Source organism: Mycobacterium sp. 134 (genome assembly GCF_048282715.1).
Classification (GTDB): Bacteria; Actinomycetota; Actinomycetes; order Mycobacteriales; family Mycobacteriaceae; genus Mycobacterium; species Mycobacterium septicum.
In genome coordinates this window covers 4,300,664-4,323,039 of the sequence record NZ_JBLVUN010000008.1, presented here as the reverse complement: position 1 = coordinate 4,323,039, position 22,376 = coordinate 4,300,664, and the positions used below count along the sequence as shown (strand labels likewise).

The following is a 22,376-nucleotide window of genomic DNA, read 5'->3' as shown; positions in this document are numbered from 1 at the left end:
ATGCCCGAACTGCCCGAGGTAGAGGTCGTCCGCCGCGGGTTGCAGGAACATGTCGCGGGCAAGACGATTTCAGCGGTACGTGTGCATCATCCCCGTGCCGTACGCCGTCATGAGGCCGGTCCCGCCGATCTGACCGCGCGACTGCTGGGCGCCCGCATCACCGGAACCGGACGCCGGGGCAAGTACCTCTGGCTGACGCTGGGGGAGGCTGGCAGCGACGACGCGACTGATGCGCTGGTGGTGCATCTGGGGATGAGTGGCCAGATGCTGTTGGGGGCGTTGCGCGACGACCGGCATCTGCGGATCGCCGCGCTCCTCGACGACGGCACGGCCCTGAGCTTCGTCGATCAACGGACGTTCGGGGGCTGGCAGCTGGCCGATCTGGTGACGGTCGACGGCGCCGCGTTGCCTCAGCCTGTCGCTCACATCGCGCGTGATCCGCTCGACCCGCAGTTCGATCGAGACAGCGTGGTTACCGTGTTGCGGCGCAAGCACTCTGAGATCAAACGTCAGCTGCTCGACCAGACCGTGGTGTCCGGTATCGGCAACATCTACGCCGACGAGGCGCTGTGGCGGACCAAGGTCAACGGCGCCAGAACCGCCGCGCTGCTGCCGCGCCGCCGGCTGGCCGAGGTGCTCGATGCCGCCGCCGCGGTGATGACCGATGCGCTCAGCCAGGGCGGGACGTCATTCGATTCGCTCTATGTGAACGTCAACGGCGAATCCGGTTACTTCGAACGGTCTTTGGACGCCTACGGCCGCGAAGGGGAGCCGTGCCGGCGGTGTGGCGCGGTGATGCGTCGCGAGAAGTTCATGAACCGATCGTCGTTCTACTGCCCGAAGTGTCAGCCCCGGCCCCGGGGCTGACCCGAACGGATCACGGCATGCTGGGCATGCCCGGCATATCGGACATGCAGATCTTCCACGATCCGCTTTCCTTGCGCAGGTACAGCTTGCCGGGGCCCGCGCTGCTGGAGATGTCGACGACGGCCTTGCTCCCGTTCACCGTGATCTTGGTGATCTCCGCCGTCCCGCTGGAATCAGTGGTCTTCGGAATGTCGATGGCATCCAGACCGCCGATCTTGTCGAACAGGTCCTGATCGGCCTGGCAGAAATAGGGCAGGGCTTCGTTGAGGTCGCTGCTACTCGACATCACCTCATCGAGGAAATCCCGGACCTCCTGCTCGGCCGCGCTCTCGCTGGATGACTGTGACGACCCCGCATTGGTGCGGCCGTCCTTCGAATCGCCGCTCAACGCGAAGATGGCGACGCCGCCGACCAGGATCACCACGGCCAGTACGGCGCCGGCGATCGCCAGCCACTTACCGTTGCCGCTCTTGGGTGGCTGGGGAGCGGGATAGCCGTACGGCTGCTGCGGCGCGCCGTATGGCTGTTGGGCTCCATAGGGCGAGCCGTAGGGCTGTTGGGGCGCGCCGTACGGAGCTCCGTACGGAGGCTGGGGCTGCTGAGGTGTGCCGTAGGGCTGCTGAGGTGCACCGTAGGGCGAGCCGTAGGGCTGCTCGGGCTGCTGGGGTGCTCCGTAAGGGGAACCGTAGGGCGGCTCGGGCTGCTGGGGTGCTCCATAGGGCGAGCCGTAGGGCTGCTCGGGGTTGGCGCCGGTGTTCGGATATCCCTGAGGCCCGCCCGGCTGATACGGCTGCTGCCAGGGCTCGGGGGAGCCTGATGGCGGGGTGGGCGGATTGCTCGGCGGGTACGTCACGGTGCTCCTCGGCGATGTCGGTCTGCCGAGTCTATCGTCGCTGCATGGTTCACCGCTGTGGTGAACTGGGCCCCCGAGCAGGGTGCGCGGCCATCGCCGCTGGAATAACCGTGTGTCGCGACGTGTAGAAATACCGCATGACCGAACTTTGGGTTGACCGCACCGGCGTGCGCCGGTATGTCGGGCGCAGTTCACGCGGTGCAGAGGTACTCGTCGGCAGTGAGGACGTCGAGGGCGTGTTCACCCCGGGCGAGCTGATGAAGATCGCCCTCGCGGCGTGCAGCGGGATGTCCAGCGATCAGCCACTGCGCCGGCGTCTGGGCGACGACTATCCGGCGACCATCAGGGTGTCCGGGCCGGCGGACCGGGAGCAGGAGCGCTACCCGTTGCTGGAGGAGAAACTCGAAATCGATCTGTCGGGTCTTTCGGAGTCGGAGGTGGCCAGGCTGTTGACCGTGGTCGAGCGCGCCATCGACCAGGTCTGCACGGTGGGCCGCACCCTCAAGTCCGGCACCGAGGTGAAGTTCGAGGTCGCCACTCGATGACCGGCCCGGAACTCCCCGCGGCCGGGCCCGACGCCGAAGTGCGTCTGAGCGCCTGGGTGCACGGTCATGTGCAGGGCGTGGGGTTCCGGTGGTGGACCCGGGCACGGGCGCTGGAGCTCGGTCTGACCGGGTTTGCTTCGAATCGGCCCGACGGCCGGGTGCACGTCGTGGCGCAGGGGCCGCGCGCGAAATGTCAGCGATTGCTTGAGCTGCTGCAGAGCGGTGAAACCCCAGGGTCGGTGGATAACGTCGTCGCAGATTGGGCGGATGCCGACGCCCCGATGGCGGGGTTCAGCGAACGGTAGCCGAGTCGGCGGTAGGGTTTGACTCCGTGCACCTCAAGAGTCTGACGCTGAAGGGCTTCAAGTCCTTCGCCTCGCCGACGACTCTGCGGTTCGAACCCGGCATCACCTGCGTCGTCGGCCCCAACGGGTCGGGCAAATCGAACGTGGTCGACGCCCTCACCTGGGTGATGGGCGAGCAGGGCGCCAAGACGTTGCGCGGCGGCAAGATGGAGGACGTCATCTTCGCCGGTACGTCCTCGCGAGCGCCGCTGGGCCGCGCCGAGGTGACGCTGACCATCGACAACTCCGACAACGCGCTGCCCATCGAGTATTCCGAGGTGTCGATCACCCGCCGCGTGTTCCGTGACGGCGCAGGCGAATACGAGATCAACGGCAGCAGCTGCCGGCTGATGGACGTTCAAGAGCTGCTGAGTGATTCAGGCATCGGCCGTGAGATGCACGTCATCGTCGGCCAGGGCAAGCTCGCCGAGATCCTGGAGTCGCGTCCCGAGGATCGCCGCGCCTTCATCGAAGAGGCCGCCGGGGTTCTCAAACACCGCAAACGCAAGGAAAAGGCGGTCCGCAAGCTCGACTCGATGGCGGCGAACCTGGCCCGTCTGACCGATCTGACGACCGAGTTGCGCCGCCAGCTCAAACCGCTGGGCCGCCAGGCCGAGATGGCGCGGCGCGCGGCGACGATCCAGGCCGATCTGCGTGACGCCCGCCTGCGCCTCGCCGCCGACGATCTGGTGAGAAGGCAGGTCGAGTTCCACAACACCAACCAGGCCGAGACCACGCTGCGCCGCGAGCATGACGAGGCGACAGTCCGGCTGGAGACGTCGACGGTCGAACTGCAGGCGCACGAGGCCGCGGTGGCCGAACTGACCCGGCGCGCCGAGGCCGCCCAACAGACCTGGTTCCGGGCCTCGGCCCTGGCCGAACGGGTGAGCGCCACCGTGCGCATCGCGACCGACCGGGCTCAGTCGTTCGAGGCGGAGGCCGAGGTTTCCACCGGGCAGGACCCCGAGGCGCTGGAAGCCGAGGCCGACGAGGTCGCCGAGCTCGAGATGGAGCTGCTGGGCGAGCTCGAAGAGTCGCGCATCGTCCTGGAGAGCGCCCGCGCCGAGCTGGCCGAACGTGAACAGATCGCCGCGGAGGCCGAGCGGGCGCATCTGGCCGCGGCCCGGGCCGAGGCGGACCGTCGCGAGGGGCTGGCCCGGTTGGCCGGGCAGGTCGACACGATGCGCACCCGGGTCGAGTCGATCGACGACGGGGTCATGCGGATGTCGGTCAACATCGAGGAAGCCGGCGCCAAAGCCCAACTGACACGGGCCGAATTCGAGACCGTACAGAGCCGGGTCAGTGAACTCGATGCCGGGGAAGTGGGTCTGGACGAGCAGCACGACCGCTCGGTGGCAGCCCTGCGGATCGCCGATGAACGGGTGGCCGAACTTCAGTCGGCCGAGCGTGCCGCCGAGCGGCAGGTCGCCTCGCTGCGGGCCCGCATCGAGGCGCTCTCCGTCAGCCTGGACCGACGCGACGGTGCCGCCTGGTTGCAGAAGAACCACAGCGGCTCAGGGCTTTTCGGCACCATCGGGGAATACCTGAAAGTGCAGCCGGGGCATGAGGTGGCGGTGGCCACCGTTCTGGGGGCCGCCGCCGACGCGTTGGCCGCCGAGGATTTCGGTGTTGCCGCCGCCGCCGTGGCCGCGCTCAAGGAATCCGACGGCGGGCGGGCTGCACTGCTGCTGGGGGACTGGAAGGTCAACGGCTCGGCAGCATCGGGCACGCTTCCCGACGGTGCGATCTGGGCCAACGATGTGGTCACCGTCCCGGATCGGTTGCGCGGGGCGATCACCGCGATGCTGGCCGGGGTGGCGGTGGTGACCGATCTGCCCGCCGGGGTGCAACTGGTGTCGGCTCGCCCGGACCTCCGCGCGGTGACTGCGGACGGTGATCTGGTCGGTGCCGGCTGGATCAGTGGCGGGTCCGACCGCAAGCCCTCCACCCTTGAGATCAGTTCCGAGATCGACAAGGCGAAACACGAACTGGAGATCGTCGAGCGGCAGACCGGTGAGCTGGCGGCCGCCTTGTCAGGTGCGCTGACCGAGCAGGCGGCCCGACAGGAGTCGGCCGAAGAGGCGATGGCCGCGCTCAACGAATCCGACGCCGCGATCTCGGCCATCTACGAACAACTGGGCCGACTGGGGCAGGATGCCCGTGGCGCCGGTGACGAGTGGCAGCGGCTGATCCGCCAGCGCGACGAACTCGAGGCCGGGCGTACCAAGACAGTCGAGGAACTCACCGAACTCGAGTCGCGGCTGCACAACGCCGAACAGCTTCCGACGTTCGAGGCCGAGCCCGTGGACCGCCAGGCCTCGATGGCCGCTGCCGAGGCGGCGCGCTCGGTCGAGGTGGAGGCCCGGCTGTCGGTGCGCACAGCCGAGGAACGCGCGAATGCGGTTCGCGGACGGGCTGATTCACTACGCCGCGCCGCTGCCGCCGAGCGTGAGGCCCGGGCGCGGGCGCAACGGGCCCGGGAGGCGCGCGAACATGCGGCGCGGGTGGCCGCGGCGGTGTCCGAAGCGGGACGCATTGTGGCGGGGCGGTTGAGCGCTGTGGTTTCGGTGGCTTCGCGGATGCGTGACGAGCTGGCCACCGAGCGCCAGATTCGGGCCACCGCGCTGTCCCAGGTGCGCGAGACGGTCACCGAACTCAACGCGAGGATCACGACGCTGACCGATGCGCTGCATCGTGATGAGATGGCCAAAGCGCAAGCGTCCCTTCGTATCGAGCAGCTCGAGGCTCAGGTGCTCGAGCAGTTCGGGATGCCGGCTGCCGATCTGATCGCCGAGTACGGCCCCCAGGTGGCGCTGCCGCCCACCGAGCTGGAGATGGCGGAGTACGAGCAGGCACGCGAGCGGGGCGAACAGGTCATGGCGCCCGCGCCGATGCCGTTCGACCGGCCGACCCAGGAACGTCGGGCCAAGAAGGCCGAACGCGAGCTCTCGGAGTTGGGCCGGGTCAATCCTCTTGCACTGGAAGAGTTTGCGGCCCTGGAGGAGCGTTACAACTTCCTGTCCACGCAACTTGAGGACGTCAAGGCCGCCCGCACCGATCTGCTCGACGTGATCGCCGATGTCGACACGCGCATCCTGCAGGTGTTCACCGAGGCATATGTCGATGTCGAGCGCGAGTTCGAGCAGGTGTTTTCCACGCTGTTCCCCGGCGGCGAGGGCCGGCTGCTGCTGACCAACCCCAGTGACATGCTGACCACTGGCATCGAGGTCGAGGCCAGGCCGCCGGGCAAGAAGATCAAGCGACTCTCCCTGCTGTCCGGCGGCGAGAAGTCCCTGACGGCGGTGGCCATGCTGGTGGCCATCTTCCGGGCCCGCCCGTCCCCGTTCTACGTGATGGACGAGGTCGAGGCCGCGCTCGACGACGTGAACCTGCGCCGGCTGATCAGCCTGTTCGAACAGCTGCGGGAAAAGTCGCAGCTGATCGTGATCACCCACCAGAAGCCCACCATGGAGGTCGCCGACGCGCTCTACGGTGTGACGATGCGCGGTGACGGCATCACCACCGTGATCTCGCAGCGGATGCGGGGACAGGAACTGGCGGCCAACCCGAGCTGATCGGGTGCCGAGCGTGGGGGTGAGATCCGGATTCCCCCGCGGATCCGGATCTCACCCCGCACGCTCGACGGATGTGCCCCTATGCCGCGTCAGAGTGTGCGGTGCGGTGGTTTCGGCGCGGCTTCTCGTGTGTACCGCTGTCTTTTGCCTCCGCAGTTCCGGATGTGGGCTGGGCCGAACCGCTTTCGTCGGCGCGATGAACCCTGCGGGTCGAACGCGAGTCGGAGCCCGATTCGTCGGCCTTGACGCCGTCGGATGCCTTGGGCGAGAGTGCCTGCCGCACTGACTGCCTGATTCGCTCGGCCGCCGATCTCGGCTTCGGTGGCGTCTTGGTCTTGACCTCGGTCTTGATGTCGCCCTCGGTCTTGACGGCGGTGTCGACGGCGGTGTCGACTGCGGTGTCGGCCTCGGGATCCTTTGTCTCGAGATCGGACTTCGGGGTGTCGGCGTCGGCTACGGCGAGGACGTCGGTGTCCGTTTTGGGATGCAGACGGGGCACGTGCAGCCGGGTCGGTCCGGGCTGAGGCTTCTCCGGTGCCGAAACGCCGGGCGTCACCTTCTGTGGCGCCGACTCATCCGGTGCGGCAACGGTTTCTGGGTGGCGATCGGCGGTGTCGGCGGTGTCGATCCCCAGGCCGGCGAGGGCGTTGCGCACGCCTTCCTCGGCTGCGGCTCTCAGATCCGACGCCAACTTGTCGAGATTGATGTGGGGTATCAGCCCGGCGCGGGTCGGGACACCCATGTTGGCAGGCGTGCGGTCATAGGCGAGCTCGATCAACACCCGCAGGGTGGGCTCGACCAGGTCGATCACCGGCGCCGGGATTCCTATGTCGCGGAACGGCTGCAGCAACGGAAGGTGCTCGGTGTGCACCAGGTAGTAGGTGGTGTTGCCGGAGGTGTAGGAGTCGTATGTGCTCGGATCGTCCAGGTCGACCACCGATGACCCGTAGTTCGGATGCAGGTAGACGTAGCCCATCAGGGCGTTGAGATCGGCCAGCAGATTGAGTGGATATTTGGGAAAGTCGGCGATCAGGTCGTACTGGCGCGCGACGTCGATCGTCTTGTATTCGTCATCCGGGGTGGCGCCGTCGAAGCTGACCCCGAGGATCGGGATGTAGAGGCCCTCGAACCGGGCCAGGATTCCGCCGTTGGGCCGGTTGGGGTTGGCCACGAACACGAACGACAGCTCGTCCGGTGAGGGCACCGTGGCGCCCTGGGCTCGCAACTCGGCCAGGTTCCGCTTCTCCCGGGTGGCGATGTTGGCGCTCTGTGAGTAGCCGACGACGACTTTTTCGCCCGGTGTGCTCAGTACAGAGTTGTTGAGGCTGAGGACGCCGCGGGCGACCGAGGTGTCGAAGCTGATGTCGGTCAGGCTGGTCGCGGGCCAGAACTGCTCGGGTGTCTGCACCCATTTCAAGTCGTCCTCGTCGAGGTGCCGATCGGACAGATAGGTGTTGTTCACCTGGTCCAGATAAGTGCCGGCACCCCACTGATGCGGATCTCCCAGCGCCTTCATTCCGGTCCCGCCCATGATGAGCGCTGTGGCCGCCAGTTGAACCAACGTCGTCATGCTCGCCGTCACGACGAGCCCGACGGTGCCCACCAGGGCGACCAGCGTCAGTGCCAGCCCCCGAAGCGCACGAATGTGCATCCTGTTCCTCCCTTTCGCGAAAATCCCAAGGGAAGGACCACATGCCGACCAAACGCTGAAGCCATTCCCGACCCATGTGGATCGTGAACCACATTCCGGCCTGCTGTCAGCGAATTGAAAGAAATGCGCTTGAAATAGAAAAGGTGCAGTTAGTAGGCGATTTAAGAATGGTTGTTGCCATCACGTCAGCTAAGCCGTAGAGGATATCTACGGCTGGAGTGAGCGCGTTCATCCGGCGGCGTGGTGAATGAAAGATACCGCGTCGGTACGTGTGTGTACCACGGTTTTGAGTAATCCGTTGGGACGAGGTTTCGCCGGGATCGGTGGGCACGACAATCGGCGGCAGGTAGGCGGGCAACGGGGCCGGTCGTTCCCGCACTGCCGTCCTGAGACAATGGCGGCGTGTCAGAAGGTGCGTTGTTGGGTCTGTGGATCGCTATCGCGGTCGTCGCCGTTCTCGTTGTCGTCGCTCTCACCGTGGGGCTGGTGCGATACCGCCGGCGGCGGATCAGCCTGTCCGAGCGTGACGCCGCGAAACCGATCGACCGCTCTGGCGGCTACACGGCTTCGTCGGGCATCACGTTCAGCCAGTCGGGCACCGCGACCGCCGAGCGCATCGACACCAGTGGGCTGCCCGCCGTCGGCGATGACGCGACCATTCCGCGCGACGCTCCCAAACGCACCATCTCCGATGTGCAGCTGCCGGAGCCGCCGGTCGAGGCGGTCGCACCGCAGACACCGATCGAACCGGCCGAACCGGAACCAGCCGTCGAACCGGAACCGGCCGTCGAGCCGGCCGAAACCGCCGATCCGGTCGCGGCTGCCGTCGAGGACATCGCCCCGGCCGAGGGCCGGATGGACCGGCTGCGCGGACGCCTCGCCAAGTCACAGAACGCGTTGGGCCGCAGCATGCTCGGGTTGCTCGGCGGCGGCGATCTCGACGAAGACTCCTGGGAGGCTGTCGAGGACACCCTGTTGATCGCCGATCTAGGCCCGGTGGTCACCGAATCCGTCGTCGCGGCATTGCGTGAGCGGATGGCCAGCAAGAGCGTGCGCAGCGAAGCCGATGCGCGTGCGGTGCTGCGCGAGGTGCTGATGGCGGAGCTGCGACCCGAGATGGATCGTTCGATCAAGGCGCTGCCGCATGCCGAGAAGCCGTCCGTGCTGTTGGTGGTCGGCGTGAACGGCACCGGTAAGACCACCACCGTGGGCAAGCTGGCGCGGGTGCTGGTGGCCGACGGCCGCCGCGTCGTGCTCGGCGCCGCCGACACGTTCCGTGCCGCGGCCGCCGACCAGCTGCAGACCTGGGCCGCGCGCGTCGGCGCAGAGGTGGTGCGGGGTGCCGAGGGGGCCGATCCCGCATCGGTGGCGTTCGACGCCGTCGACGAGGGCGTCAAGGCCGGGGCTGATGTCGTGGTGATCGACACTGCGGGCCGTCTGCACACCAAGACCGGCCTGATGGACGAACTCGGCAAGGTCAAGCGAGTGGTGGAGAAGCGGGCCGCCGTCGATGAGGTGCTGTTGGTGCTCGATGCCACCATCGGGCAGAACAGCCTGCCGCAGGCCAAGGTGTTCGCCGAGGTCGTCGACATCACCGGGGTGGTGCTGACCAAACTCGACGGCACCGCCAAGGGCGGGATCGTGTTCCGGGTCCAGCAGGAACTCGGTGTCCCGGTCAAACTCGTCGGACTCGGTGAGGGCCCCGACGACCTCGCCCCGTTCGAGCCGGCGGCCTTCGTCGACGCCCTTCTGGGCTGAAAAACCCGCTGAAAACCCCCGGGAAACGCACGGTGTAACACCGGCGAAACGCAGCCTGGCTATCCGTTCACACGAGCGAAACGCAACGGCGCCGTGGCTGAAACATCCACTCAGCATTGTCTTGGACCAGGTCAATGGTCGTAAATCCTTGCGGCCGTGGCGTGGTGAAGGAGGAAACTGCGAGTGGAGCAATTCCCGATATTGGGTGCGCCGGACACCGGTGACACAGCATGGATGCTGGCCAGCGCCGCACTTGTGCTGCTGATGACACCGGGCCTGGCCTTCTTCTACGGCGGCATGGTCCGTGCCAAGGGCGTGCTCAACATGATCATGATGAGCGTCAGCGCCATGGGTGTCGTGACCGTCCTATGGTCGCTGTACGGCTATTCGGTCGCATTCGGTGACAACACCGCCGGCGTGATCGGCAACCCGGCACAGTTCTTCGGTCTCAAGGGCCTGATCGGCGGGAACGGTTCGGCCGATGCGCCCATCGCGCTGGCCGGGACCATCCCGGCCTCCGTGTTCGTGGGCTTCCAGCTGATGTTCGCCATCATCACGGTCGCACTGATCTCCGGTGCCGTCGCCGACCGCATCAAGTTCGGTGGCTGGCTGCTGTTCGCCGCGCTGTGGGCGACCGTTGTCTACTTCCCGGTTGCGCACTGGGTCTTCGACTTCGACGTCAAGGGCGCCGACGGTGAGACCGTGATTCACCACGGCGGATGGATCGCCAACCAGCTCAAGGCAATTGACTTCGCGGGTGGTACCGCGGTGCACATCAACGCAGGTACGGCCGGCCTGGTCCTGGCCATCATCCTCGGCAAGCGGCTCGGGTGGCCCGGTACGCCGATGCGCCCGCACAACCTCCCGTTCGTGATGCTCGGCGCCGGCCTGCTGTGGTTCGGTTGGTACGGATTCAACGCCGGTTCTGCGGTGTCGGCCAACGGAGTTGCCGGTTCGACCTTCGTCACGACCACTGTGGCGACCGCGGCGGCCATGCTGGCATGGCTGCTCACCGAGCGCATCCGTGACGGCCACGCCACATCTCTGGGCGCGGCTTCTGGCATCGTTGCGGGCCTGGTGGCGATCACGCCGTCCTGCTCGTCGGTGAATGTGGTGGGCGCACTGGTGATTGGTGTTTCCGCAGGTGTGCTGTGTGCGCTGGCGGTGGGCCTGAAGTTCAAGTTCGGTTTCGATGATTCGCTCGACGTCGTGGGTGTCCACCTGGTCGGTGGCATCGTGGGCACGTTGCTGGTCGGCCTGGTGGCCACCAAGGAGGCGCCTGCCGCTGTTGCCGGTCTGTTCTACGGTGGCGGGTTCGATCAGTTGTGGCGACAGGCCGTCGGGGCGGGTGCTGTTCTGCTCTATTCGGCGGTGGGTACGGCTATCTTGGCGTTGATTGTGAAATACACCGTGGGCCTGCGCCTGGACAAAGAAGAGGAGGCTTCCGGTATCGACGAGTCCGAGCACGCGGAGAGCGCTTACGACTTCGTCGCTGTCGGAACCGGTTCTGTTCTTGGTCGTCACGGCGGGGAGGAATAAGGAAATATGAAGCTGATCACTGCGATCGTCAAACCGTTCACGCTGGAGGATGTCAAGACCGGCCTTGAACAGACGGGCATTCTGGGAATGACCGTCAGTGAGGTGCAGGGCTACGGCCGTCAGAAGGGCCACACCGAGGTCTACCGCGGTGCTGAGTACTCGGTCGATTTCGTGCCGAAGGTCCGGGTGGAGGTCGTTGTCGACGACTCCGCGGTCGACAAGGTCGTGGATGTCATCGTGCAGGCCGCACGTACCGGAAAGATCGGTGACGGCAAGGTCTGGGTCAGCCCGGTCGACACCGTGGTTCGGGTGCGTACCGGTGAGCGAGGAGCTGACGCGCTGTAGTCGGAGCGTCCGTCGAGACGCCTTCTCCCCGGCCAGCAATCGCGTGAGCACAACCCGGTGATCGGCCGGGGAGGAGTCGAAATGACAGAGAACAACGCAGAATCCGCCGGAGTCTCTCCCCAAGGGGCTCCGGCGGTTTCGTCCCGGCCGGCCAACGATCTGACGGCGGCCACCAAGCAGTTGCTCAGCGGGGGATCGCGCCAGCTGGATGCGGCCGCGCTGCGCAACGCGTTACTCGATCTGCACGAATTCTGGCTCACCACAAAGGCTGCCGAGATCGGGATCACCGCCACCAGCGGGTTCTCGATCGTGGCCACGGGTGGTTTGGGCCGCGGCGAGATGCTGCCCTACTCCGACCTCGACCTCACGTTGCTGCATGACAACATGCCTGTCGAACTCGTCTCCGAAGTGGCCGAGAAACTCTGGTACCCCTTGTGGGACGCCAACATTCGTATCGATCACAGCGTGCGCACCGTGCCCGAGGCGCTCAAAGTCGCAGGTGAGGACATCTCGGTGGGTCTGGCGATGCTCGACGCGCGTCATATCGCCGGTGATGCCGATCTGTCGGCACTGCTGGTCGGCGGCTCGCGCCGGCAGTGGCGAATCGGAATCGCTTCGCGGTTCGACGAACTCGTCGAGCATGCGCAGGCGCGGTGGGAGCGCAGCGGCCAGATCGCGCACCGAGCCGAACCGGACCTGAAATCGGGCCGGGGCGGTCTGCGGGACGTCCAGCTGCTCAACGCGCTCGCGATAGCGCAACTGGCCGACGTGTATCCGAGCCGGGCTCTGGCCTCGCCGACCGGAACGCTGGGTGATGCCCACCTGGCGCTGCTCAATGTTCGGACCGAACTGCACCGGGCTTCCGGCCGGGGCCGGGAGTTGTTGCTGGCTCAGCATGCCGACGAGATCGGCGCGGCTTTGCGGATCGGGGACCGATTCGATCTGGCCCGCACCCTCTCGGATGCCGCGCGCACCGTCAGTTACTACGTCGATTCCGGGATTCGCACAGCCGCCAACGCCTTACCGCGGCGTGGCTTCGCCGCTCTGCGCCGCCCGGTGCGCCGTCCTCTCGACGAAGGGGTGATCGAGTACGCGGGCGAGGTGATCCTGGCCCGCGACGCCCGGCCGGAACGCGATCCCGGCCTGATTCTGCGGGTGGCGGCCGCGTCGGCCAGTACAGGGTTGCCGATGGCGGTGTCCACGTTGAGCCGACTGGCCGAAACCGCACCCGAACTGCGCACGCCCTGGCCTCGCCAGGCGCTGAAGGACCTGCTGGTGCTGCTCGCGTCCGGCCCCGCAGCGGTCGCCACCATCGAGGCACTGGACCGTACCGGTCTGTGGGGCCGGCTGTTCCCGGAGTGGGGCGCAGTGCGAGACCTACCCCCGCGGGATGTCGTGCACACCTGGACAGTTGACCGACACCTGGTCGAAACTGTCTCGCGAGCAGGTGCTTTCACCACCCGGGTGTCACGTCCGGACCTGTTGCTGCTGGGTGCGCTGTGCCACGACATCGGCAAGGGGCGTGGCGGCGACCACAGCGTGATCGGTGCAGAATTGGCCACCCAGATCGGCACCCGACTGGGGCTGTGGCCATCCGACATCGACGTGCTGTCGAAGATCGTCCGGTACCACCTGCTGCTGCCCGACACCGCGACACGGCGAGATCTGCAGGATCCCAAGACCATTGACGGCGTAGCCGATGCACTCGGCGGCGATATGGTGCTGTTGGAGCTGCTCCACGTACTCGCCGAGGCCGATTCGCTGGCCACCGGACCGGGGGTGTGGGGGGACTGGAAGGCATCGCTGATCGGTGACCTCGTCCGCCGATGCCGGCTGGTGATGGCCGGTGAATCGCTACCGAAACCCGATCCCATCGAGCCGCGGTTCATGGCGCTGGCCGCTGAAGCGGGTGTCCACGTCGAGCTCACCGAGGGTGACAGCCCGCACATCTACAACGTGACGATGATCGCCGCGGATCGGCGCGGTCTGCTGTCCAAGGCGGCCGGCGTGCTGGCGTTGAACACCCTGCGGGTCCACTCGGCCTCGGTCAACAGTCACGAGGGCTCGGCGATCAACACCTTCGCGGTGTCCCCGCATTTCGGTGCCCCGCCACCTGCCGAGCTGCTGCGTCAGCAGTTCATCCTGGCGCTCGACGGCGAACTGGACGTGATCGGTGCGCTGGAACGGCGCGATCTGGAGGGTGCCCAGCATCCGACGACCCGGGCCGGCGAGATCCTGGCCTCGGTACCGGCCAATCACGTGCCCGCCCCGCCGCGCATCCTGTGGTCGGCGGGAACCGTGCCCGAAGACCTGATCGTCCAGATCCGCACGATCGACCGGTCCGGTCTGTTGGCCCGCCTGACCGCGGTGTTCGAGCGGGACGGCGTGGACGTCTCGTGGGCGAAGGTGACCACGCTGGGCTCTTCGGTGGTCGACGTGTTCTGCATCACCGCGCCGGCACTGGCTGCCGACGAGGAGCGGCGGGCCGCGTTCCGCGAGGAACTGGAGCGCGACATGTTCGCGATCCTTCCCGCGCCGCCGCCGGCCAAACCGGCCAAACCGGCCGAGCACGCCAGCTGACCTTTGAGCGGGTTGGCTGGTGGGCTCACCACCCCGCCCGCGCCCGGCCGCTAGGCTTACCACGTGTTTGAGAGCTTGTCTGACCGGTTGACCGGAGCCCTGCAGGGCCTACGCGGCAAGGGGCGGTTGACCGACGCCGATATCGACGCCACGGCGCGCGAGATCCGGTTGGCCCTGCTGGAGGCCGACGTCTCGCTGCCGGTGGTGCGTTCCTTTGTCACGCGCATCAAGGATCGTGCCAAGGGCGCCGAGGTCTCGGCCGCGCTGAACCCAGCGCAGCAGGTGGTCAAGATCGTCAACGAGGAGCTGATCGGCATCCTCGGTGGCGAGACCCGTCAGCTGGCGTTCGCCAAGAACCCGCCGACGGTGATCATGCTGGCCGGTCTGCAAGGTGCCGGTAAGACCACCCTGGCCGGCAAGCTGGCGAAATGGCTTAAGGGACTGGGCCATACCCCGTTGCTCGTGGCGTGTGACCTGCAGCGGCCCGGCGCGGTCAACCAGCTGCAGATCGTCGGTGAGCGCGCCGGTGTGGGTGTCTTCGCCCCGCACCCGGGCACCTCGCCCGACGGCCTGGAGATCGGCGGTCACGGCGATCCCGTGGCGGTCGCGTCGGCCGGTATGGCCGAGGCCCGGGCCAAGCACTACGACGTCGTCATCGTCGACACCGCCGGCCGGCTGGGTATCGACGACGAGCTGATGGGTCAGGCCGCGGCCATCCGCGATGCCGTGAAACCCGACGAGACGCTCTTCGTCCTCGACGCGATGATCGGACAGGACGCGGTCGCCACCGCCGAGGCGTTCCGTGAGGGAGTCGGCTTCACCGGTGTCGTGCTGACCAAGCTCGACGGCGACGCCCGTGGTGGCGCGGCCCTGTCGGTCCGCGAGATCACGGGTGTGCCGATCCTGTTCGCCTCCGCGGGGGAGAAGCTCGAAGACTTCGACGTCTTCCACCCCGACCGGATGGCCAGCCGCATCCTGGGCATGGGCGATGTGCTCACCCTCATCGAGCAGGCCGAGCAGGTCTTCGATCAGCAGAAGGCCGAGGAGGCCGCTGCCAAGATCGGCTCCGGCGAGCTGACGCTGGAGGACTTCCTCGAGCAGATGCTGGCGATCCGCAAGATGGGCCCGATCGGCAATCTGCTGGGCATGCTGCCCGGGGCGGGCCAGATGAAGGACGCGCTGGCCGCGGTCGACGACAAGCAGCTGGACCGCGTGCAGGCCATCATCCGCGGCATGACCCCGGCCGAGCGGGCCGACCCCAAGATCATCAACGCCTCGCGCCGGCTCCGTATCGCCAACGGCTCCGGGGTCGAGGTGTCCGAGGTCAACCAGCTCGTCGACCGGTTCTTCGACGCCCGCAAGATGATGTCGTCGATGGCCGGCCAGATGGGCATGCCGTTCGGGCGCAAGAACTCTCCGCGCAAGGCCGCCAAGGGCAAGAACAAGCAGGCCGGCAAGAAGAAGGGCCGCGGTCCGACCCCGCCGAAGAACCCGTTCGGCGCCGGGATGCCCGCCGGTTTCCCGGACCTGTCGAACATGCCGAAGGGCCTGGACGAATTGCCACCCGGTCTGGCCGATTTCGACCTGTCGAAGCTGAAGTTCCCCGGCCAGAAGTAGCGCTGTGCTCCACGTCCGGGGACGCGGCCTACCCGACGGCGAACCCGTCGAGTGGTGGGTGCACCGGGGCGTGCTGTCGGCGGAGCCGATTGCCAATGCCGACACAGTGTTCGACGGCGGCTGGATCATCCCCGGCCTGGTCGACGCGCACTGTCATGTGGGGCTGGGGCCCGGTGGCGCGGTGTCACTGGACGAGTCGGTGGCACAGGCCGAAACCGAACGCGATGCCGGCGCATTGTTGTTGCGGGATGCCGGTTCACCGGTGGATACGCGGAGCTTCGACGAGCGCGACGACCTGCCACGGATCATCCGGGCGGGCCGGCACCTGGCGCGGCCCAAGCGGTATTCACCCGGGCTGCCGATCGACATCGAGGACGAGTCGCAGCTGCCCGATGAGGTGGCCCGGCAGGCCCGCTGGGGCGACGGCTGGGTGAAGCTGGTCGGCGACTGGATCGACCGGGGCGTCGGGGACCTGGCGCCGCTGTGGTCCGACGAGATACTCAAGGCGGCGATCGACGCCGCCCACGCCGAGGGGGCCCGGGTCACCGCGCACGTGTTCGGCGAGGATGCGCTGCCCGGGCTCATCAACGCCGGAATCGACTGCATCGAGCACGGCACGGGGATCACCGACGACACCATCGAGTTGATGCTCGAACACGGCACGGCGCTGGTGCCCACCCTGATCAACATCGACAACTTCCCGGGCATCGCCGATGCGGCGGCCAAGTACCCGGCGTACGCCAAGCACATGCGCGATCTCTACGCGTCCTGCCGCAGCCGGGTCGGCGCGGCCCACGAGGCGGGCGTGCCGATCTTCGCGGGCACCGATGCCGGCGGGATGATCGCCCACGGCCGCATCGCCGACGAGATCGAGGCACTCAAAGGCATCGGGATGAGCCCCACCGCCGCGTTGGGGGCGGCCAGCTGGGACGCCCGGGCCTGGCTCGGCCGGCCCGCGCTGGAGCACGGGGCGTCGGCGGACCTGGTCTGCTACACCGAGGATCCGCGGCACGGCGGGGTCAGCCATCCCGATCTGGTGATCCTGCGCGGCCGGGTGTACTGATCTTTCGCGGCGTGGGCTCAGTAGACGTCGCGCAGGTAGCGGTGGGTCTTGATCAGGTCGTTGACGTAGGCGTGTGCGGCCCCGGAGTCCATGCCGCCGCTGTCGGCGACGATCTCGTGCAGGGCGGCGTCGACGTCCTTGGCCATGCGGTCGGCGTCGCCGCACACGTAGAGGTGGGCACCGTCTTGCAGCCAGGCGAACAGCTCGGCCGAATTCTCCCGCATACGTTGCTGCACATACACTTTGGTGTCCTGGTCACGGGAGAACGCCACATCGAGCCGGGTCAGCGCGCCGGACTCGACGAATCCCGTGAGCTCCTCGCCGTAGAGGAAGTCGGTGGCCCGGCGCCGGTCCCCGAAGAACAACCAGGACCGGCCGGACGCGCCGGCGGCCTGTCGTTCCTGCAGGAAGGCGCGGAACGGTGCGATACCGGTGCCCGGCCCGATCATGATGATCGGTACATCGGCGGCTGGCAACCGGAAATGATGGTTGGGGCGCAGGTGAATCCGAACGGTCTGGGTGCGCTCCGCCAGGTAGGTCGAGGCCACGCCGCCGTGTCGACGGTCGGCGGCGGGGTAGCGCACCGTGGCCACGGTCAGGTGCACGTGATCGGGGTGCACCAGGGGGCTTGAGGCGATCGAGTAGTCGCGGAACTGCAACGGGCGCAACGTATCGACGACCTCGTCGACGGTGAGGTCGGCACGCTTGATGAGGTCGAGGACGTCCTCGCCGTAGGCGGCGGGGCCCGCCAATTCCTGCAGTGCCCGCGACGGTGTGCGGATCTCGAGCTGCTCGGCGAGCAGGGTGCCCAGGGTCTGGTCGGATTCGGCGACGCGGTGCTCGGGGCCCACCTTGAGTTCAGCCAGGATCGCCGCGACCAGGTCAGGATCGTTGAGCGGGTGGACCGCCAGCGAATCGCCTGCCTGGTAGGCGATCCCGGAACCGGCGAGGTCGAGCTCGTAGTGGCGAACCTCCTTGTCGGATTCCGCCGAGGTGAGCAGTCGATTGACCGTCAGGGGTGCTTCGAAGGGGTGGTTGCGTTCCTGGCTGCGTTGTGGGGGATCGGCCGGGGGGCTTTCGACGACGGTGGCAGCACCGGTCGAGGGTCCGCTCTGGGTGGCGGTGAGCTGCTTGACGAGGTCGGTGGTCCAGGCGGCGGCGGGTTGTTCGTAGTACCCGTCGACGTCGACCCGGTCGGTCAGCCGGGTTGCGCCGAGCTCCTCCAACCGCGCGTCGAGGAGTATTCCTGCGTTGCAGAACAATTCGTAGGACGTGTCTCCGAGGGCGAGCACTGCGAAACTCATGTGCTCCAGCCGCTCGGTCGAGGCACTGATCGCCTCCCAGAACAACGTGGCGGTGTCAGGGAACTCGCCGTCGCCGAAGGTTGACGTCACCACGATGAAATGCGTTGTGGTGGTGAGATGATCGAGTTCCACCTGGTTGAGTTCGACGGCCTCGGCGGGAATTCCGGCGGCGGTGGCGGCTTCGGCGAACGACATGGCGGCGTCTTCGGCGTTGCCCATGTCGGTGCCATAGGCGACCACCAACGAGAATTCACGGTCGGACAAATCGGCTCCCCTCATCGCGCGCGGGCACACCACGCGAATTTAGGGTGACCTTAGTTTGTTGTGAGTCCCGGTGGGGCCCTACCTCTTACCCCTCGGCGTTCACCGTCAGTGCGAGAAGCCGTAGTCGAACAAGTCGATCGCCTGACCGTACAGATCGCCGGTGCCGTACATCTGCACCACGACGAGACGGCGGTTACCGCGTTGGGCAGCACCCACGTACGTCTTGCGGGCGAGATCGGTGTATCCGGTCTTGCCTGCGATGTCACCGGGGTAGCGCTGCAGCAACTCGTTCTGGTTTGTCAGGGTCTTGCCCGGGAACTGGGCCGACGGTTGCCCCATGATCTGGGCGATCAGCGGGTATTTCAACGCCGCCCGCAGGATCACCGCGAGGTCGTGCGGGGTGGTGACGGTTTCCCAGCCCGGGCCGTCGAGGCCCGATGGTGAGCCGGCCCGGGTGCTGCGGGCGCCGACGCTGGCCGCCTTGCGCGTCATCGCGGCCACGGTGGCTGGCCGCCCGCCGAGCATGTCGGCGAGCATGTTCGCCGCATCGTTGCCCGACACCATCAGCAGTGCTTCGAGCAGCTGGCGGGTGGTGTACGGCTGCCCTGGCTTGAGCCCCACGCACGAGCATTCGACCTTGGTGTGCGACTCGTTGGCCCGGGCGAAATTGTCGGGCCGAAGGTGGTCGAGCACGACCATCGCCAGCAGCGGCTTGATGGTGCTGGCCGGGGCGTACGAGCCGTTGGGATCCTTGGACGCCAGCACCTGGCCGGTGTCCATGTCGGCGACCAGCCAGGCCTTGGCCGGTCCGTCGGGAATCTGGGCGCCAGCCGGCTGAACACCGGGCTGCGCTGCGACCGGCGGGGACCCGATGGCCGCGGCGGTCATTGCCGTGCCGAGGGCGAGCGCGAGCGCCCCGAACAGTCTTCGCACGAGCGCCGACGCTACGGAGCTTCGGACTCGATCAGCGCGCGGTCAGGTTTCCTTCGGATATCGACTGAACCGCGCAGCCTAGAGCGACCCGATGCTGGCGGACCGATCCTGGGCGAAACCCCAGTCCAGAAGTGTGGCGGCCTGGTCCCAGTAGGTCGGGCCACCCTCCTTGATCAGCCCGTACATCATCGTCACCATCAACCGGCGGCCGTCACGCTGTGCGGCGCCGACGAATGTCTTGCGAGCGATGTCGGTGAAGCCCGTCTTGCCGCCGATGGCACCGGGGTAGCGATGCAACAGCTCGTCCTGATTGACCAGGACCCGATTGCCGGTCTTGCCGGGGAATGTGGTCGAGGGCATCGCGGTGATCTGCGCGAAGACCGGGTTGGCCATCGCTCCGCGGAAGATCGTCGCCATATCGTGCGGTGTGGACCAGAACGGCATGCCGGGACCGTCCAACCCGGACGGTGTCGCGACGTTGGTGCTGTTCGCCCCGAGCGCGACCGCCTTGGCGTTCATCTTGGCCACGGCCGCTTCGGGGCCGCCGACCATTCGGGCCAGGGTGTTGGCGGCGTCATTGCCGGAAGCCAGGAGCGCCGCCTCCAGCAGTTGCCGCGCGGTGTAGGTCTGCCCGGGTGCGACGCCGGCGCAGTTGCACTCGACCTTGGTATCGGCGTCGTCGGCCACGATCGTGGTGTCCAGCGGCACCTCGTCGAGCACCACCTGGGCCAGCAGGGTCTTGATCGTGCTCGCCGGTGCGTAGCGGGTGTTCTCGTTACGGGCGGCCAGCACCTGGCCGGTGTCGAGGTCGGCGACCACCCAGCCCTGCGCGGGACCGTCCGGGATGGGTGCGGGTCCGACCTGCTGCACTTCGAGATCGGCTCTGGCCACGGGCAGTGCCCCGGGCACCGATGAGAGCGGGATCAGCGCGACGGCAACCGCCGCCGTCGCTGCAACAGAGAACCTGACGAACCTCCCCATGGCTGGCCACCCTAATCGTGTTGAATCGAGACATGTTGAGCCTGGCCGAGATTTCGGATCGTCTGGAGATCCAGCAGTTGTTGATCGACTACTCCACGGCGATCGACCGCCGACTGTTTGATGACCTCGATGCGGTGTTCACTTCTGACGCCTACATCGACTACCGGGCGATGGGCGGTATCGACGGCCAGTTTCCGGAGGTCAAGGCGTGGTTGGCCGAGGTGCTGCCGAACTTCCCGGCCTACGCGCACATGCTCGGCAACTTCGATGTCAAGATCGAGGGTGACAAGGCATCCTCCCGCACGATCTGCTTCAACCCCATGGTGCTGCCGGGGCTGGAGCAACAGGTGCTGTTCTGCGGGCTCTGGTACGAGGACGAGTTCGTCCGGACTGCCGACGGCTGGCGGATGAGCCGCCGCGTCGAGACAAAGTGTTTCGACAAGGTCGTTTAGGCGGTGCTCCGCTGGTGCCGGTGAGGCTGTATCAGGACCGTGGGGCCAGCTTCGGATCTTCGGCCATGCAGAGTTTCCAGTCGCCATCTTCCTTGCGGAAGTAGGCGGAGCCGTCGGGTTCCCCGTCTGTTGTGACAGTGGCTGTGGCCCGGTCACCGTCGACCTTCACGTCGGTGATCTCGGTCGAGCCCGGTCGCCCCGTGCCTTCGGGGAGGTCGGCGTCGAAGCTTTCGGGCATGCTCGATTCGTACTTCTTCAGCATCTGCTGATCTTCTGCGCAGAAGTACTTCATCGACTCTGAGGCTGATCCGGTCGCGCCGATGTCTTCGAAGACCTGCTTGATGGCGCGCTCGTCGCTGGACGACCCGGTGCCTATCACGATCGCCATGACGATGACGACGAGCAGGATGACCGCCCCGCCGATGCCGCCGAGGATCAAGGCGGTGCGCTTGCTGTTGTTCCGACCCGGCGGGGGCATGCCGTAGCCGTAAGGCGCGGGTGTGCCGTAGCCGTAGGGCGAGGATGCCTGATACGGCGGCGGGCCTCCGTAGGGCTGTCCAGGAACCCCGAACGGATTCGGGGTTCCTGGCTGCTGCGGCACCCCGAATTGCTGCGGGGGCGCTGATGACCACGGGTCTGGCGGTCCCGGCGGAAACGTCACGAAGACTCCTCTTGCTGCAGGGCTGTCAGAACCCTAACGGTGCGACCGACCACCGCCACGCACCAAAATGTGGGACGCCGCAGTCGCCTGAGCAGGCGATCATTCGCAGCGGTGAGCGAGCGCCTGTTCGTCTCCGCCGACTCCGCGCGATTTTGGCCGGTACTGCCTGCTCTGGCACAATTGGCGGCTGTCTGCCGTGCGACTCGTTCAATGCGCTGCGCGGCGGTCACACACGTAAGGCAAAACCGGATCGGGCAACTCCGCCCGCATCGCTGAATTGCAGCGTGACACTCAAGGAGAAGTCTTAACCATGGCTGTCAAGATCAAGCTCACCCGGCTTGGCAAGATCCGCAACCCCCAGTACCGCATCGCCGTCGCCGACGCGCGCACCCGCCGCGAAGGCCGCGCCATCGAGGTCATCGGCCGCTACCACCCCAAGGAAGAGCCGAGCCTGATCGAGATCGATTCGGAGCGCGCGCAGTACTGGCTGGGTGTTGGCGCCCAGCCCACCGAGCCGGTGCTGGCCCTGCTGAAGATCACCGGTGACTGGCAGAAGTTCAAGGGCCTGCCGGGCGCCGAGGGCACGCTGAAGGTCAAGGAGCCCAAGCCGTCCAAGCTGGAGCTGTTCAACGCGGCGCTGGCCGAGGCTGAGAGCGGCACCGGTGCCGCGGCCGTCACGCCCAAGAAGAAGAAGGCTCCCAAGAAGGACGAGGCTGCTGCCGAGACCGCCGAGGCCGAGGCGCCGGCTGCTGAGGCCGCTGCCGACGAAGCCGCAAGCGAGAGCTGAGCATCGCAGTGAGTTCTGTCGTGGTCGACGCCGTCGAGCACCTGGTCCGCGGCATCGTGGACAATCCCGACGACGTACGCGTCGACATGGTCACCAGCCGCCGCGGGCGCACCGTCGAGGTGCACGTGCACCCCGATGACCTGGGCAAGGTCATCGGGCGCGGAGGCCGTACCGCCACTGCGCTGCGGACCCTGGTCGCAGGCATCGGTGGGCGCGGCATCCGCGTCGACGTGGTGGACACCGACCAGTAGCGTCGG

The 22,376-nt window shown here is 67.0% G+C and carries 19 protein-coding genes; 13 read left to right on the top strand and 6 right to left on the bottom strand.

Features of this window, described 5'->3' with window-relative positions:
- Positions 1-867: a bifunctional DNA-formamidopyrimidine glycosylase/DNA-(apurinic or apyrimidinic site) lyase gene (gene mutM / locus ACNQVK_RS25315; RefSeq protein ID WP_418031720.1), complete on the top strand. Its 867-nt coding sequence runs from the start codon at positions 1-3 to the stop codon at positions 865-867.
- Positions 868-877: 10 nt separating this feature from the next.
- On the opposite strand, the gene ACNQVK_RS25310 is transcribed toward mutM, so the two are convergent.
- Positions 878-1,720, bottom strand: a complete 843-nt coding sequence (locus ACNQVK_RS25310) for a hypothetical protein (protein ID WP_418031719.1) — start codon at positions 1,718-1,720, stop codon at positions 878-880.
- Between the two features lie 137 nt (positions 1,721-1,857).
- Between ACNQVK_RS25310 and ACNQVK_RS25305 the strand changes: the two genes are divergently transcribed.
- The 3 genes from ACNQVK_RS25305 to smc are packed head-to-tail and all read left to right on the top strand — an operon-like array spanning position 1,858 to position 6,184.
- Positions 1,858-2,265, top strand: a complete 408-nt coding sequence (locus ACNQVK_RS25305; protein WP_044517502.1) for an OsmC family protein — start codon at positions 1,858-1,860, stop codon at positions 2,263-2,265.
- Positions 2,262-2,570, top strand: a complete 309-nt coding sequence (locus ACNQVK_RS25300; protein ID WP_418031718.1) for an acylphosphatase — start codon at positions 2,262-2,264, stop codon at positions 2,568-2,570. The genes ACNQVK_RS25305 and ACNQVK_RS25300 overlap by 4 nt, the downstream gene beginning before the upstream one ends.
- A 26-nt stretch (positions 2,571-2,596) precedes the next feature.
- The gene (gene smc / locus ACNQVK_RS25295) at positions 2,597-6,184 is read left to right on the top strand and encodes a chromosome segregation protein SMC (protein WP_418031717.1); all 3,588 of its coding nucleotides are present in this window, start codon (positions 2,597-2,599) and stop codon (positions 6,182-6,184) included.
- A 79-nt stretch (positions 6,185-6,263) separates the two neighbouring features.
- On the opposite strand, the gene ACNQVK_RS25290 is transcribed toward smc, so the two are convergent.
- Entirely contained in the window at positions 6,264-7,835 is a 1,572-nt protein-coding gene (locus tag ACNQVK_RS25290) for a PE-PPE domain-containing protein (RefSeq protein WP_418031716.1), read from the bottom strand.
- 417 nt (positions 7,836-8,252) lie between these two features.
- Between ACNQVK_RS25290 and ftsY the strand changes: the two genes are divergently transcribed.
- The 6 genes from ftsY to ACNQVK_RS25260 all read left to right on the top strand — a co-directional run bounded on the left by ftsY (position 8,253) and on the right by ACNQVK_RS25260 (position 16,737).
- Entirely contained in the window at positions 8,253-9,593 is a 1,341-nt protein-coding gene (gene ftsY / locus ACNQVK_RS25285; protein ID WP_418034318.1) for a signal recognition particle-docking protein FtsY, read from the top strand.
- A gap of 183 nt (positions 9,594-9,776) precedes the next feature.
- Positions 9,777-11,132 carry an ammonium transporter gene (locus tag ACNQVK_RS25280; protein WP_418031715.1) on the top strand — a complete coding sequence of 452 codons (1,356 nt, stop codon included), beginning with the start codon at positions 9,777-9,779 and terminating at the stop codon, positions 11,130-11,132.
- Between the two features lie 6 nt (positions 11,133-11,138).
- Entirely contained in the window at positions 11,139-11,477 is a 339-nt protein-coding gene (locus ACNQVK_RS25275) for a P-II family nitrogen regulator (RefSeq protein ID WP_003881099.1), read from the top strand.
- A gap of 81 nt (positions 11,478-11,558) precedes the next feature.
- Positions 11,559-14,057 (top strand): [protein-PII] uridylyltransferase, encoded by a 2,499-nt coding sequence (locus ACNQVK_RS25270; protein ID WP_418031714.1) that lies wholly within the window; start codon positions 11,559-11,561, stop codon positions 14,055-14,057.
- A gap of 63 nt (positions 14,058-14,120) precedes the next feature.
- Complete coding sequence (ffh, locus tag ACNQVK_RS25265) at positions 14,121-15,674, top strand: signal recognition particle protein (RefSeq protein ID WP_044517508.1); 1,554 nt, start codon at positions 14,121-14,123, stop codon at positions 15,672-15,674.
- A 4-nt stretch (positions 15,675-15,678) separates the two neighbouring features.
- On the top strand, positions 15,679-16,737 hold the full coding sequence (locus ACNQVK_RS25260; protein ID WP_418031713.1) for an amidohydrolase family protein: 1,059 nt from the start codon (positions 15,679-15,681) through the stop codon (positions 16,735-16,737).
- 17 nt (positions 16,738-16,754) lie between these two features.
- Here ACNQVK_RS25260 and ACNQVK_RS25255 read toward each other — a convergent pair whose 3' ends face one another.
- The 3 genes from ACNQVK_RS25255 to ACNQVK_RS25245 form a co-directional block, all read right to left on the bottom strand.
- The gene (locus tag ACNQVK_RS25255) at positions 16,755-18,320 is read right to left on the bottom strand and encodes a diflavin oxidoreductase (protein ID WP_418031712.1); all 1,566 of its coding nucleotides are present in this window, start codon (positions 18,318-18,320) and stop codon (positions 16,755-16,757) included.
- A gap of 90 nt (positions 18,321-18,410) precedes the next feature.
- Positions 18,411-19,238, bottom strand: a complete 828-nt coding sequence (locus ACNQVK_RS25250; RefSeq protein WP_418031711.1) for a D-alanyl-D-alanine carboxypeptidase — start codon at positions 19,236-19,238, stop codon at positions 18,411-18,413.
- A 78-nt stretch (positions 19,239-19,316) separates the two neighbouring features.
- A complete protein-coding gene (locus ACNQVK_RS25245) occupies positions 19,317-20,219 on the bottom strand; it encodes a D-alanyl-D-alanine carboxypeptidase family protein (RefSeq protein WP_418031710.1) in 903 nt (300 codons plus the stop codon).
- Between the two features lie 32 nt (positions 20,220-20,251).
- Here ACNQVK_RS25245 and ACNQVK_RS25240 point away from each other — a divergent pair, with 32 nt between their 5' ends.
- A complete protein-coding gene (locus ACNQVK_RS25240; protein WP_418031709.1) occupies positions 20,252-20,671 on the top strand; it encodes a nuclear transport factor 2 family protein in 420 nt (139 codons plus the stop codon).
- A gap of 31 nt (positions 20,672-20,702) precedes the next feature.
- Here the strand turns inward: ACNQVK_RS25240 and ACNQVK_RS25235 are convergent, their stop codons facing one another.
- Positions 20,703-21,332 (bottom strand): hypothetical protein, encoded by a 630-nt coding sequence (locus tag ACNQVK_RS25235; protein WP_418031708.1) that lies wholly within the window; start codon positions 21,330-21,332, stop codon positions 20,703-20,705.
- Between the two features lie 310 nt (positions 21,333-21,642).
- On the opposite strand from ACNQVK_RS25235, the gene rpsP reads away from it, so the two are divergent.
- Both rpsP and ACNQVK_RS25225 read left to right on the top strand, forming a co-directional pair.
- Complete coding sequence (rpsP, locus tag ACNQVK_RS25230) at positions 21,643-22,119, top strand: 30S ribosomal protein S16 (RefSeq protein WP_036445451.1); 477 nt, start codon at positions 21,643-21,645, stop codon at positions 22,117-22,119.
- 8 nt (positions 22,120-22,127) lie between these two features.
- Positions 22,128-22,370: an RNA-binding protein gene (locus ACNQVK_RS25225; protein WP_003881089.1), complete on the top strand. Its 243-nt coding sequence runs from the start codon at positions 22,128-22,130 to the stop codon at positions 22,368-22,370.
- Positions 22,371-22,376: the final 6 nt, after the last annotated feature.